This is a genomic window from Polaribacter sp. Asnod6-C07 (assembly GCF_045063625.1).
Taxonomy (GTDB): domain Bacteria; phylum Bacteroidota; class Bacteroidia; order Flavobacteriales; family Flavobacteriaceae; genus Polaribacter; species Polaribacter vadi_A.
The window spans coordinates 1,876,718-1,891,079 of sequence record NZ_JBEFOF010000005.1 but is presented as its reverse complement, the minus strand read 5'-3'; the positions used below and the strand labels follow the sequence as shown (position 1 = coordinate 1,891,079).

The window sequence follows — 14,362 nt, the reverse complement described above, 5'->3', positions numbered from 1 at the left end:
ATTTACTCGAACTTACATTATTGATAACGAATTTAGTTCAAAATTAGTTTGTAACAACAGTTTTATTCTCACGTATTTTTCTGATGTTTTTCATTCTTAACCAAGTTATTTTATAACGTTTTTTATACACCCACAAACAACCTAAATCTAATAAAAAATAGAATAAACTAATTCCACTTGGTGGATTATGGCTTGGTAAAAACGGAATAACATCCCAAGCAATTGGTGGCCATTCCCAACATAAAAGGCTTGTACCTATAATCTCTAAATAGGCAACAGAAACGTACATTGTTAAATAAAACAAACGTTCTCTTGGCTTGTTCCTTAAAATATATAAGGTTGCCATTGTCATTACAAAACCGAAAACATCAAACCTAAAAATTAGAAAAACGATTGCATAAATAAAGATAAAAATAGCTAAAAATGTTTCAATCTTTTTTCTGTGTTTAATGATTGAGGCTGCCTTAGAAAAATACAAAACCGCTAAATACACTAAAGCGTGCCCAAAAGGAATATAATGTGGCACATTTTCTAGTCTGTAAGTATACATCCCCAGTAAAACAGAGAAAAGATACTCACCAAAAAAACCGATTAAAACTCCAGCAATTAGGTGTTCTCTAGATCTTTTATTTACCTTAAAATACACAATTGGAAAAACCAAAAGCATACTGATATTTGCATATAATTGTGCATTATCTGTTTTGCTAAAAATGTAAAATCCGTCTAAAAAAAGACCATAAGCAATAAATAAATACAGTAATCCTAAACTTTTAAAAGTAGCGTATAAAGATGATTTTGTTGCTAATAAACTCATACTGTAAAAGTAAATAAACTAAATAAAAAATGGCTCTAAAAAAGAGCCATTTAAAAATAAATAAAATATTTTGTTATAGTTGGTAACGCAATCTTAAGCTGATAAATCTTGGCATAATAAATCTTTCATTTACATTAAATGAAATAATACTTTGCCCAACAGAAGTTTCTGAACCAGTACCTAATAAGTTACTACCTACTAATTCATATTCCATTTTAGCATCTTTATCTTTTCTGTAGGCTAACTTAGCATTCCAGATATTAAAAGAACTTTGTTTACTACCTTCTTGCCTAACTTCATTAAAAGTAAAATCTGATGTTAGCGTTAAAGAGTTCCAGATATACGCATCAAAATTAATTGCTGGTGCATGTGTTACAGTATTAATATCTTCTGTTCTTGCACTGTTTACTTGATCGTTATAAGTTAAATTATAAGACAAACTAACGTTTGGTGCTTTTCTAAAATTAGTACCAATTCTTGTATTAAATCCTCTTGATACGTTTTCGTTTGTATTCTCTAAAGAGTTGATGAATTGATAGCTTTTGTTAAAAGAAAAGTTACCACCAATTCTTGCTGTAATTTTTCTGATTGTTTTGCTTAATCTTGCAAATGCAGTAAAGCTCTCATTATCGAAAGGTGAGTTAATACTTGTACTACTAGAAACTACAGAATTGTCTTCGAAAATTGTATTTGAGTTTACTTGATCTATTGTTTTTCTATAGTTAACTCTTGCAAATACACTACTGTTATTAAATAAATTAAAGCTTCTATAAAATAAGCTAACATTATGAAAACTAGCATTTATTAAATCTGCATTACCTGCAAAATAAGAACTATAACTATTTGCAACAATACCTCTTGCAATTTGATTTACATCTGTAAAGTTTACTTCTTGTTTATAAGTAAAAGTTAAACTCTCACTGCTTTTAAACTGAGCAATCGTTTCGAATTCTGGTAAAACTTTAAAGAAAGTATCTTTAAAAGTTTCTGAACCATATTGTGTATTGTTAGAGTTGTAAGAGTGTACTGTAAACCCAGGAGTTATTGTAAAAATCCCTGTTTTTAAACGGTATCTTAAACCTGCATAAATATCTGTAAAATTGTACTCAGTATCATTTGTAGTTTCAGAACTATCAATTCCTGCAATAGCTGGAGTTGGGTCTACTTCTGAACCATCATCTAAAATCTGGAAAAAACGAGAGTCATAATTCTGAGAACTTAATATAGTACCAGTTACAAAGTTTAAATTACTCTTATCATTTAAAATATAGTAATAATCTAATTTAGCATCTACTTGATTTGTTTTTACACGTCTGTCTTGTTCTAAATTGTAGTACAAATTAGATCTGTCTAAACCTAAGGTAAATGCAGTATCATCAAAACCATCTTCTGAGTCTTCTAAATCTTCGTCGTTAGTTGGGTTATTATTAAAAGGATCATTTTCTAAAGAAGCCAAATAAAACGGATCTTCGTCTTGTAATAAATGTTGCACTTCTAAAGCAAAAATGTTTTTTTCATTTGCTGTATAAAAGTAGCTAAAATCTTGATTAATAGTATAAGGTGTTGCTTTTTCTGTTTCAACAATATCACTTAAAACTACAGAATTTACATTATCTGTTCTAAACTCATTAGAAAAACGACCAGAAACATTGTAGTTTAATTGATTATTGATGTTCTTTTTATAGATAGTACTAAATCTAAACAAGCCATTATTACTAGTTTGGTTTGTACTATTATCTACAACATCGTCTGGAGTATCTGGATCTATATAGTCTATAGTATTAATATTTCTTTGTCCATTAGAATTACCAGACCAAATTAAAAATCCGCTTAAATCTAATTTAGGATTAGGAGAGTATGAAAAGTTTAAAGCAGCTAACTTAGTTTCTATTCTGTTTGCATTTCTAGTGCTTGCATTTAAAAAACCAATACCTGCATCTGCAATGTTAATGTTTGTACCATTAGATGGACTTTGGCTCTGAAAACTACCACCAAAGCTTCTTGCATCTCTTCTGCTTAGTACAACTTCTCCCATATTATTTACATCACCAATAATATTGATGGTATATTTAGGAGTGTAATAAAATAATTTTGGCTGAAATAAATACAAACCTGTATCTGGTGAGTCTCCTGCACCTGCTAAAACATCTCCAAACCAAAAGTTCTTTTTACCCTCTTTTAATTTTATATTGATGGCAACTCTATCTTGGTTGTTTTGTACACCACTTAATTGACTAACATCACCATAATTTCTTAAAACCTGAATTTTATCTACTGCATTAGATGGTATATTTTCTGTAGCTAATTTAGTATCTCCACTAAAAAACTCTTTACCATCTATCATTATTTTTTCTACAGCTTTACCTTCTACTTCTATTTGTCCATCATCATTAATTTCTACTCCAGGTAACTTATCTAGAACATCTTTTAACTTACGTTCAGAACCATTTTTAAAAGAATCTGCATTATAAACTATGGTATCTCCTTTAATAGTTACTGGCATTTTAGCAACAATATTAATACCATCTAGCATATTATCTTCGAACATTGTGTAGTTTTTTACAATACTTTCTTCTTTTGTTTGTACAGTTTCGCTAATTTCTTTAAAACCTACATAACTAATTTTTACATTATAAGTAGTATTACGTTTTAAATCTAATTTAAAACTTCCACTTGAATCTGTAAAGCCAAAAGAGCTAATTGTTTTTGCAACATTATCTATAGCAATAACATTTGCCATTTCTAAAGGTTCACCAATAGAATCTTTGACAACACCTCTTAGGGTAATTTGGGCTGTAGAAACCCATGACACCATTAAAATGGTGAATAATAATATTTTTTTCATGTTTGATTTGTTTGAATTTGATTAAAAAAAGTTACTAAAAGAAGATTAGAATCTTCTTCCTCCTCTACCACCTCCATTTTGAAAGCGCTCTTTTAATTCGTCTGTTTTAACTTTAACAATTTTGTTGTATTCTTCTCTATCTACTTTTTTACCTTTTTTAGGTTTATCAATTTCTAATGCTTCAGAAGGGTTTAATACAATTTCTGTACATAACATTGTAGTTCTACCCGTATTTAATTCTAAAATTAAACCTGGTAAACCATAATAAGAATCTGGACCAGAGCTAATAGGTATTTGTGGAGAATACCAAGCTGTAACTTCTAAAGTTCTAACTTCTGGTTCTTTTTCTTCTTCCTTTTTATCTGCATTATCTGCACCTCTTCTACCTCTTCTACCAAAAATACTAGCAAAATCTACACTTGTATCTACTTTTACTAAAGTTGCTTTGTAACAAGTATATTGACCAATTTTTTTAGTTTCTGAACTTAACTCCCATTTTGGTTGTTCCATATCCTCAACAATTAAAAAACGTTTACTAAACATTTCAACATCTTCAATCATTTCTTTTTCTTTAAGGTTTTTGTAAATAGCACCTTTTCCATTACTTGCTCCAAATCTTCTACCAGAAGTTCCTCCAGGAGCATCTAATTTTACATTCTCTTTAAATTCAGATTCTGTTTTGTTAAAACTTAAGGTGTATGTTTTTTCTAAAAAATTTTTCATACGAGCCATAATTTGCTTTTTCTCTTGCTCACTTCTTCCTTCAAACCTACTCATATCCATAGTAGTTTTAGACATGTAGGTTGCTTTACCTTGAAAGTCGTTTTGAGAAAATAAAATATTAGTTGCTAAAACTAATAAGAAAGTAAATACTGATTTCATCATTTTTATTTTTTTGTAAAAATATCGGTTATATGTTCAGTATGACTTAAAAAAGGTTTAAAAGTTTAAAGCTGTTGGGAAAACTTTAACACCTCTAGCCTCCTATTTTTACTTGAACTCCATTTCCCATATCAAAACCATTTCTACTTTTAAATTTCTCCATCATTTCTTTAGATTTTTGTTCCTGAATTTCATCAAACTTGTTTTGGTTAACAACCTTACCTTTTGCTGGTTCTTGAATGGTTATTTTTTCTGACGGATTTAAAACGATCTCAGTACAAACAATCATTCTTTTACCATCGTTAATTTCTAAAATTAAACCAGGCAAACCTTGGTAATTATCTGGTCCATTATTAATTGGCACTTGCAAGGTATACCAAGCAGTAGTTACTTTAGTTTCTTTTTTTACATCTTCTTTTGTTTCTCCGTTAACAATGCTTATTTTTTTACTTTCTACTTCTTCTGTATAAGTAGCTTTATAACATGTATACTGACCAATGTTTTTTGTTTCTGTAGTCATTTGCCAATCGTATTTTGGTAAAGAGTCTTTTACCAAAAACACTTTACCCATTATTTCTGTTTGATTTGCAAATCTTTTTTCTTGAATGTTTTTATAATACACACTTGCTGCTCCAGAACCTCCAAAAGACATTACAACAACATTATTACCCCCAACTTGTGGCTTTGGTTCTTCTAATTTTATATCTTCTTTGTAGGTAGAAGTTGTTTTATCGAATTCTAAAATAAAGGTCTTTTGATACATTTTCTGAATTCTTTTTCTTAACTCTTCTTGCATTTTATCATCTACACCTTTTTCATTATTCATTTTAAAGTTCGATTTCTGACTCGTTTTATAAATCGCTTTTCCTGTAAAATTTTGTGCTTGTAATGTACAAACTAACAAAAGTGTAAATGCTGTGATAAAAGTTTTCATAATATTTAGTTTTTATAAGGTGTTGATAATTTTATTATAGATTGTATTCCTTTTTTTGATTTTAAGATTAAAGAGTCAATATTTCTAGATTCTCCTCCTACCTTTATAGAGCTTTTAATTTTGTATTTAGATTCTGGATAACTTAAAGTAAAGCTCATTTCTATTTTTTCATTTTCAGTATTTTTACTAAATACTTTTTTTACATCCTCCCAATCTTTAGATTCTAATTCTTCTGGAGAATTTACCTCAAAAGCTACTTTACTCACCTTTACATTTATTTCTTTATTATCATTCTCTTGCGAAAAACTAAATAATGATGATAAGATTGCTACCAATAAAAGGACTTTTTTCATAATAAATTATTTTGAATTATTGTTCACTACAAAGATGATAATGATCTCTTGTTATTTAGGTTAACAAGTGTTAACGAGTGTTAACCAACTAGATTTATAGCAATTACAACTTATATTTGTAATATGAATACCAAAAAATACAAATGGATTTTTTATTTAATAGCCACCACAATTATTACTACAATTGGGGTTCAGTTTTATTGGAATTTAAAAAATTACCAAGAAAACAAGCAAAGAGTTGCTAATGAAATTCAATTAAGTTTAGACAATGCTATAGAAGAGTATTATTCTACTCTGGCAAAAAGCAACTTTTTAACTATTATTAATAACGATACTGATAATAAGCAAACTGTAAAAATTAAGAGCAATAAATCTTTCGATTCTATAATTTCAAAAATAAAAAAAAGCTCAAATTCTAAAGAGAACGAAAAACCAAAATTTACCATTAATAGCATTCAAATTTCTTCGGATGAAAATTTTTCTCAAGAAAAAATAGATTCTATGATGTTAGACACCAAAGAATTGATAAATAATTTAAACAACAAACAAGATTCTATTTTATATGATGTTGTTAGCAAAAAAACAGGCAAACTCAACAAAGTAGACTCTATTAAATTAAAAAAATATAACATTGATAAAATCAAATCATTTACCCAATTTACAGATGATAAAAATGGAATTCATTTTGATGAAAATGGCAACAAAACTTCAGTAAAATATTTTAAAGGAAAAGCAGCTGCAGATAGTTTAAAACTAAAAACTAATTTAAAACCCATCTTTATTTCGTTTTTAGATCAATCTTTAGATTATAATAAAATTGATTCTTTAATAGAAAATCAATTAAATACTAAAGGCATTTACTTAAAAACAAGTTTTCATCATTTAAAAAAAGACACCATTTTTAAAAAAACCAAAGACACCACTTTAGTCGATAAAAATTTTTCAGCAAACTCAAAATCTACCTATTTAAAAAACAACCAATCTTATAAATTATATTATAGCAACCCAAATTACGAAGCTCTAAAAAGAAGTTTTGGAGGCATTTTTCTATCGTTAATTTTGTCTTTATTAATTATTTCTTGTTTGTTCTATTTACTAAAAATCATTAATCAACAAAAAGAATTAGCTGCAATAAAAAACGATTTAATTAGCAATATTACTCATGAATTTAAAACACCAATAGCTACAGTATCTACAGCCATAGAAGCTATAGAAAGTTTTAATGTTTTAGATGATAAAGAAAAAACTCAAAGATATTTGGCAATGTCTTCTGTACAATTAAAAAAACTACATCAAATGGTAGAAAAATTATTAGAAACAGCTACTTTAGATAGCGAACAATTAATACTAAAAAAAGAAACTGTTGATGTAGTTGAAATGACAGAAAAACTAGTAAAAAAACACCAATTATTAGCCAATAAAAAAGAGCTACATTTTTCGTGGAACTTACAACCTAATTATGTAAATGTAGATGTTTTTCATTTTGAAAATGTAATTTCTAACCTTATTGATAATGCTATAAAATATGGTGGAAACACAATAGACATCAATATAAATTCAATTCTCAACTCAACAGAAATAACAATTGCTGATGATGGTAATGGAATTGAAAAAAATCAACAAGAAAAGATTTTTGATAAATTCTACAGAGTGCCAAAAGGAAATACGCACGATGTAAAAGGCTTTGGAATTGGACTGTATTATTGTAAAAAAATCATCGAAAAACATACAGGAAGTATTACGCTTTCTTCTGATAAAAAACAAACCATTTTTAAAATCACCATACCCAATGTCTAAAATAAAAGTGCTTTTAGCTGAAGATGAAGCTAGTTTAGGAATGATTGTAAAAGAAAGTTTAGAAACTAGAAATTTTGTAGTTTATCATGCAGAAAATGGCGAAGAAGCTTATCAAATTTATCAAAAAGAAGAGCCAGATATTTTAGTATTAGATGTTATGATGCCCAAAAAAGATGGATTTACTTTAGCTCAAGAAATTAGGCAAGAAAACAAAAGTATTCCTATTATATTTTTAACAGCAAAATCGCAAACTAGCGATGTTTTAGAGGGTTTTACGATTGGTGGTAACGATTATTTAAAAAAACCCTTTTCTATGGAAGAGCTTATTGTTAGAATTAAGGCATTACTAAATAGAATTGAATTAAAAACAAATGTAGAAACCATTAAAATTGGCGAATATATTTTTAATTTCACCAAACAAACATTAACAAATTCTAATACTGTAGAAACCTTAACACACAGAGAAGCCGAATTACTTTTTTATTTATTTGAAAAGAAAAACGAAGTTTTAGATAGAACTTTTATTCTGAACAAATTATGGGGTAATGACGATTTTTTTAATGCCAGAAGTATGGATGTGTTTATAAGCAAACTCAGAAAAAAGTTAAAACAAGATCTTAACATTCAAATTTTAAATGTTAGAGGTTTTGGATATAAATTGATTTGTTAACAAATTTAAAGTTATATTTTTTTACTTTTGTAGCTCTTTTTAATATTTTAGAACACAATATATGCACGTTGCAATTGCAGGAAATATAGGCGCAGGTAAAACCACGCTAACCAAACTTTTAGCCAAACATTTTAATTGGAAACCTCATTTTGAGTCTGTAGATGAAAATCCTTACTTAGATGATTTTTACGGAGAAATGGAACGTTGGTCGTTTAATTTACAAGTTTACTTTTTAAATAGTCGTTTTCGCCAAATCTTAGAATTAAGAGAAACAGGTAAAAACATTATTCAAGATAGAACTATTTACGAAGATGCTCATATTTTTGCACCGAATTTACATGCAATGGGTTTAATGACTAATAGAGATTATAGCAATTATAGTTCTTTATTTGAGTTGATGGAAAACTTAGTACAGCCACCAGATTTATTAATTTATTTACGTGCAGACATATCAACTTTAGTAGGGCAGATTCACAAACGTGGTAGAGATTACGAAAACTCTATAAGTATCGATTATTTAAGCAGACTTAATGAACGTTATGAAGCTTGGATTTCTACTTATACAAAAGGTAAACTTTTAGTAATAGATGTAGATAATTTAGATTTTGTTACTAACCAAGAAGATTTAGGTTATATAATAGACAGAATAGATGCTCAAATAAATGGCCTTTTTTAAGAAAACAGAATAAATATTAGATTTATATAAAAGTAAAGAGACCGTTAAAAACGGTCTCTTTTTTTGTGATTAACTCACGCATGATAGATAGTCCCCCAACTTTCTATCAGATTTTAAGTGATGCTAATGCAACACTTCAATCTTGTTATCTACTATTTCCTTAACAGGAATAATTATCGTTTTATTTTCGACCTTTAAAATTACTGAAATATTATCAATTGACTCAATAATTCCTTCAAAATTTTCAGTTTTTATTTTACTACCTATTTTTAAGTTCTTTCTAGAGTAATAACCGAATAAAAGTCTTTTTATTATATCTCTAGAGCCTAAACCAAAAGAGATTGTAAAAGCTGCCAAAATCGATGCAAATATAATAGATAAATTGTTAGTAATCAAATCTGTGTTTATACCAGCTTGGTTTAACGCTGTAACACTTACTATTACTGCAATTATGTAAAAAATAATATTTCCAACTAAGCTGCCTCCAGTAAGTTCTAAAGAAGTAAACATACTCGAAACTGCCTTTTTTACCATGTTTGCAATATAAATACCAACAGCAAAAATTAGTAAAGCACTTATTAGTTTTGGTAAATAAGCAATTAAATTACCTAACTGCTCAGAAACCATTTTTAAACCTAACAACTCAGAAGCTACAATTATAAAAATAAAGATTAGTATCCATTTTATAGTTGTAATGATAATTTTTGTAGGTTGAATTTTAATAGAAGTATTGCCAAAAATTTCATCTACATTTAATTTTTCTGGTAAAGCATCTATATTTGTAAGCCCTAATGCCTTTTTTATGATGTATAAAATAAATTTAATAAAAAGCCATCCAATAATTAAAAAAGCAAGCCCTTTTAATAATTGAGGTAAAAAGTTCACAAAATTGTACCAAAGGTTTTGTAAAAAACTAAAATCGAAATCAGATTGTAGGGCTATTTGTAAAGCGTTCATTTTGTTGTATAATTAGTTATTTATCTTCTTTTTTTTGATGTATAGCACCCAAAATATTGCCAATTGTATTTGGGTATTTCACCAAAAACAAATCAGCAACATCAATTGTTAGCTTAATCATATTAATGTCATTCAGTACTTTTTCTTTAAGTACATCTGGCACTTCATGATGATGTAATATTTTTTTAAAAGGATTCCCCATATTTATAGTTCTCCGTAAATACTTACCACTTTTTGTTTTGCTCTTTTAATTCTCATTTTTACTGCACTTTCTCCAATACCTAAAGCCTCTTTAATTTCTTTAATGCTCATATCATCTTGATATTTCATTAAAAGAATCATTTTATCTTTGGGGTCCATTAAATCTAGAGCCTTAGCTAATTTATCTGACTTTAATTCAAATAATGCAGCATCATCAATTTCTTCAGATACATTATCATCTTTAATTACATCTGTAACCACAGTAACTTTTTCTTTTTTCTTATGAGTATTTCTTTGTACATAATTCACACAAAAATTATATGTAAAAGAATACAACCAAGTAGAAAACTTAGAATTGCCTTTAAACGTTTTCAACTTTACAAACAATCTAATAAAAACATCATGTGTTAAATCTTCTGCTTCTTCTTTACTTTTGGCAAAGCCATAACACTTGTTATAAACAACTTTAGAGAATCTATCATATAAAATAGCAAACAACTGAGAGTTGTTTGTTTCTACTATTTTAAAGACCAATTCTTCGTCTGTTAATTTGTTAACTATACTTGTTTTCAATACTAATTACCTTTTAGACACAAAAAAAAACAATAAGTCACAACTATTTTTTAAAAAAAGTTAGTCCGCAATTTTAACACGTTGAACGTGTCTTTTTACACTTTTAAAAAAAAATGAAACATTTTGTAACATTTACAATAATTGTTACGTATAATAAGTTGTAGCAATACATTAATCCTTTAAAAAGTCAGAGAGAATTAGATGAGACAACTTAAAATTACCAAGCAGGTTACTAATAGAGAAACTGCATCCCTAGACAAATATTTACAAGAAATAGGTAAAGTAGATTTAATTACTGCAGATGAAGAAGTAGAATTGGCACAGCTAATTAAAGCTGGTGATCAAAGAGCATTAGAAAAACTAACAAAAGCCAATTTAAGATTTGTTGTATCTGTTGCAAAACAATATCAAAATCAAGGATTAACGTTACCAGATTTAATTAACGAAGGTAATCTAGGTTTAATTAAAGCTGCAAAACGTTTCGATGAAACACGTGGTTTTAAATTTATCTCTTATGCTGTTTGGTGGATTCGTCAATCAATCTTACAAGCTTTAGCAGAACAATCTAGAATTGTACGTTTACCATTAAACAAAATTGGTTCTATTAATAAAATTAATAAAATGTACGCTTTCTTAGAACAAGAAAACGAGCGTCCTCCTTCTGCAGAAGAAATTGCTAAGAAATTAGACATGACAGTTAATGACGTTAAAGAATCTATGAAAAATTCTGGACGTCACGTATCTATGGATGCACCTTTAATAGAAGGTGAAGATTCTAATTTATACGACGTTTTAAACTCTGGTGAGTCTCCAAACCCAGATAGAGTCTTATTACATGAATCTTTAAGAATAGAAATTAACAGAGCATTAGAAACGCTTACTCCTAGAGAAGCAGATGTTGTAAAACTATACTTTGGTTTAGGTGAGCACCAACCAATGACTTTAGAAGAAATTGGTGAAACTTTCGATTTAACAAGAGAACGTGTTCGTCAAATTAAAGAAAAAGCAATCAGAAGATTAAAACACACTTCTAGATCTAAAATTTTAATGACTTATTTAGGCTAGATTTCAAATGTACTAAAAAAGTAAAAATAAAACTCTCAGAAAAAATCTGAGAGTTTTATTTTTTAATTAAAATTCTAAATAATATAAGCACAAGTTTTTAAGAGATATATCATCTAAATATTTTATAAACTAAATTATTATACCATGAAACAAAAAAAAAATATTATTAAGTTACCCATACTTGTTTTGATTTTGTTGTCTACTTTTTCTTTTCTAAATTGTAATAATGACAGCTATGATGAGGAGGAAGATGAAACCACAACTAGTGAATCATCAATTATAGCAGAATCATATTTTAATACCAGTAGCCTTATTTCTATTGAATTAGTTGAAGCTAGATTAGAAGATGGTACAACTGCAGATTGCTATCAAATAACTTTTTCTGGAGATGCTATTGATGGAGAATTAGGTCCGTTTTGTCCAGAAACCATTGATGACATTGGAGGGATTGCTGTATATGATGGAGAAACAAACCCAGGATTAAGAAACATTTCTAGAGATTTACTTGAAGATATGGAAGCTGATGGATGGAATATTGTTGAAGATGATACTGGCCTTGTTTATAGTAATAATAATAGTGGTACTTCTAATTGTTTAGCTTTAGCATATGATGCCGATTTAAACTTTGTTTTTACTGTACCTGTTGTACCTAAATTAGCTAGTTCTAGTACGGATATAGATGAAGTTGAAAATTTAGGCTTTTCTATTGATGGTACTCCCTTAACTGGAGACCCACCATCTGCTGTTTTTGGTCCAGCAATGTTTGGTACTCAAGATATAAGTGAAATTGAGGAAATTAATTTTCCTTCAATTGATCCTTGTGGAGGGCATCCAGACCCAGCAGGTTACTATCACGCTCACTTTATACCACAAGTTATAAATCAGGTTTTAGCTGCCAACAACATAGATGAAGTAGAATGTACAATGTTTGAACAAACATCTGGTACAGTTTTAGCAGGTTTTGCAAAAGATGGATTTCCTATTTATGCATATGCAGAAATGCCAGACGACCTTGATGAATGTAATGGAAGAACGGCAGCAACAACAGAATACCCAGATGGTGTTTATCATTATGTTGCTAGTACAACTGCTGTTACAAATATGCCTCCATGTTTAAAAGGTGTGGCAGTGCAAGATAGTTTTGAAATTCAGTAATTAATTATGAAAAAATTCATTCTAATTTTACTATTATATTCTAGCTACTTTTCATTAGAAGCTCACAATCCTTTAACATCTAGAGTTGAATTAGTATCATCAAGTAATAACAAAGCTGTTTTAAATATATACATGACTCAATCTGGGTTACAAAAAGCATTACTTAATGAACATAACGCTATTGATTTTAAAGAATTATCAAGAGATCAATATGAAAAATTAATTATAGACTATTTAAAATCTAGAATTAAATTGAGTGTTAACAACAACCTTTTAGAACTAGGATTAAGCGCCGTAAAATTAGGGTCTCATGAGACTGATGCATTTTTTTATATAAAAAATTATCCTATAAACACTGAATCTTTAAAAGTTGATATTGATGCTTTTAAAGAAAATGGTAATCAACAAACTGTATTTTGGTGGAGATCACCTAAAAAAAATGAAAAAGTTGTTTTATCAAAAAAAAATGATTTTAAAAAAGACTTTGGTATAAAAAATAATAGCCCTTTTTTAAAAAATCAATATTTATTAATATTTGGAATATTAGTAATATCTACAATAGGTTTTATTCTTTTTATTAAAAGAAAACAGCTATTAACAAACGGTATCTAATTATACTTTTATATAAAATATTTCACTTAATTTTTCTTTAAAATCACTCTTAAAAAAGAGTGATTTTTTGTTTCATATAAAAAATCAAAAACTTTTAACTTATCAAAATATTAGCAGATGAATACCTCATTTCATTATATTTGCAAAAAGCACAAAAATAATAATGAGTAATTTAATTGCACCTTCAATTTTAGCGGCAGATTTTGCCAACTTACAAAGAGACATAGAAATGGTAAACAATAGTGAAGCAGATTGGTTTCATATTGATATTATGGATGGTGTTTTTGTACCCAACATTTCTTTTGGAATGCCAGTTTTAAAAGCCATAAATAAGCACGCTACAAAAACAATTGATGTACATTTAATGATTGTAAATCCTGATCAATACATACAAACTTTTGCAGATTTAGGTGCAGATATTTTAACAGTGCATTATGAAGCTTGTACGCATTTACACAGAACTATACAAGCAATAAAAGCTGCAGGAATGAAAGCCGGAGTTGCATTAAATCCGCACACACCAATTGCAGTTTTAGAAGACATTATTGTAAATTTAGATTTGGTTTGTATTATGAGTGTAAATCCAGGTTTTGGAGGGCAATCATTTATAGAAAATACTTACAAAAAAGTAAGCCAATTAAGACATTTAATTGAGTTTACAGAATCTAATTGTCAAATAGAAATAGATGGTGGAGTTACCAACAAAAACGCAAATAAATTAATTGAAGCTGGAGCCAATGTTTTAGTGGCAGGTAGTTTTGTTTTTGGAGCCGAAAATCCGACAGAAACTATTGCAGATTTAAAAAACATTATTGCATAATCATTTCA

The 14,362-nt window shown here is 28.3% G+C and carries 15 protein-coding genes; 7 read left to right on the top strand and 8 right to left on the bottom strand.

What is annotated here, in order from left to right; all coding sequences use genetic code 11:
- Positions 1–43 precede the first annotated feature (43 nt).
- The 5 genes from ACJJVK_RS08030 to ACJJVK_RS08010 form a co-directional block, all read right to left on the bottom strand.
- Positions 44–814 (bottom strand): hypothetical protein, encoded by a 771-nt coding sequence (locus ACJJVK_RS08030; RefSeq protein ID WP_405564975.1) that lies wholly within the window; start codon positions 812–814, stop codon positions 44–46.
- 73 nt (positions 815–887) lie between these two features.
- Positions 888–3,659, bottom strand: a complete 2,772-nt coding sequence (locus ACJJVK_RS08025) for a carboxypeptidase regulatory-like domain-containing protein (protein ID WP_405564974.1) — start codon at positions 3,657–3,659, stop codon at positions 888–890.
- Between the two features lie 45 nt (positions 3,660–3,704).
- Positions 3,705–4,541 carry a GLPGLI family protein gene (locus ACJJVK_RS08020; RefSeq protein WP_405568332.1) on the bottom strand — a complete coding sequence of 279 codons (837 nt, stop codon included), beginning with the start codon at positions 4,539–4,541 and terminating at the stop codon, positions 3,705–3,707.
- A 94-nt stretch (positions 4,542–4,635) separates the two neighbouring features.
- A complete protein-coding gene (locus ACJJVK_RS08015; protein WP_215993652.1) occupies positions 4,636–5,475 on the bottom strand; it encodes a GLPGLI family protein in 840 nt (279 codons plus the stop codon).
- Between the two features lie 5 nt (positions 5,476–5,480).
- A complete protein-coding gene (locus tag ACJJVK_RS08010; RefSeq protein ID WP_405564972.1) occupies positions 5,481–5,828 on the bottom strand; it encodes a hypothetical protein in 348 nt (115 codons plus the stop codon).
- A 123-nt stretch (positions 5,829–5,951) separates the two neighbouring features.
- Here ACJJVK_RS08010 and ACJJVK_RS08005 point away from each other — a divergent pair, with 123 nt between their 5' ends.
- The 3 genes from ACJJVK_RS08005 (at position 5,952) to ACJJVK_RS07995 (ending at position 8,971) form a co-directional block, all read left to right on the top strand.
- A complete protein-coding gene (locus tag ACJJVK_RS08005; RefSeq protein WP_405564971.1) occupies positions 5,952–7,625 on the top strand; it encodes a sensor histidine kinase in 1,674 nt (557 codons plus the stop codon).
- On the top strand, positions 7,618–8,295 hold the full coding sequence (locus ACJJVK_RS08000; RefSeq protein ID WP_215993655.1) for a response regulator transcription factor: 678 nt from the start codon (positions 7,618–7,620) through the stop codon (positions 8,293–8,295). The genes ACJJVK_RS08005 and ACJJVK_RS08000 overlap by 8 nt, the downstream gene beginning before the upstream one ends.
- A gap of 61 nt (positions 8,296–8,356) precedes the next feature.
- Positions 8,357–8,971: a deoxynucleoside kinase gene (locus tag ACJJVK_RS07995; RefSeq protein WP_215993656.1), complete on the top strand. Its 615-nt coding sequence runs from the start codon at positions 8,357–8,359 to the stop codon at positions 8,969–8,971.
- A 123-nt stretch (positions 8,972–9,094) separates the two neighbouring features.
- Here the strand turns inward: ACJJVK_RS07995 and ACJJVK_RS07990 are convergent, their stop codons facing one another.
- From ACJJVK_RS07990 to ACJJVK_RS07980, 3 genes are read right to left on the bottom strand one after another with little or no spacing between them, the layout of a single operon-like run.
- On the bottom strand, positions 9,095–9,928 hold the full coding sequence (locus ACJJVK_RS07990) for a mechanosensitive ion channel family protein (RefSeq protein ID WP_215993657.1): 834 nt from the start codon (positions 9,926–9,928) through the stop codon (positions 9,095–9,097).
- A 16-nt stretch (positions 9,929–9,944) separates the two neighbouring features.
- Complete coding sequence (locus tag ACJJVK_RS07985; protein WP_215993658.1) at positions 9,945–10,130, bottom strand: hypothetical protein; 186 nt, start codon at positions 10,128–10,130, stop codon at positions 9,945–9,947.
- A 2-nt stretch (positions 10,131–10,132) separates the two neighbouring features.
- Positions 10,133–10,702 (bottom strand): RNA polymerase sigma factor, encoded by a 570-nt coding sequence (locus ACJJVK_RS07980; protein WP_405564966.1) that lies wholly within the window; start codon positions 10,700–10,702, stop codon positions 10,133–10,135.
- Between the two features lie 201 nt (positions 10,703–10,903).
- Between ACJJVK_RS07980 and ACJJVK_RS07975 the strand changes: the two genes are divergently transcribed.
- The 4 genes from ACJJVK_RS07975 (at position 10,904) to rpe (ending at position 14,354) form a co-directional block, all read left to right on the top strand.
- Positions 10,904–11,767: an RNA polymerase sigma factor RpoD/SigA gene (locus ACJJVK_RS07975; protein WP_018942691.1), complete on the top strand. Its 864-nt coding sequence runs from the start codon at positions 10,904–10,906 to the stop codon at positions 11,765–11,767.
- Positions 11,768–11,911: 144 nt separating this feature from the next.
- Positions 11,912–12,922: a YHYH protein gene (locus ACJJVK_RS07970; RefSeq protein WP_405564964.1), complete on the top strand. Its 1,011-nt coding sequence runs from the start codon at positions 11,912–11,914 to the stop codon at positions 12,920–12,922.
- A 6-nt stretch (positions 12,923–12,928) separates the two neighbouring features.
- Positions 12,929–13,534, top strand: a complete 606-nt coding sequence (locus tag ACJJVK_RS07965) for a hypothetical protein (RefSeq protein ID WP_405564961.1) — start codon at positions 12,929–12,931, stop codon at positions 13,532–13,534.
- A gap of 163 nt (positions 13,535–13,697) precedes the next feature.
- Positions 13,698–14,354 (top strand): ribulose-phosphate 3-epimerase, encoded by a 657-nt coding sequence (gene rpe, locus ACJJVK_RS07960; protein WP_405564959.1) that lies wholly within the window; start codon positions 13,698–13,700, stop codon positions 14,352–14,354.
- Positions 14,355–14,362 lie beyond the last annotated feature (8 nt).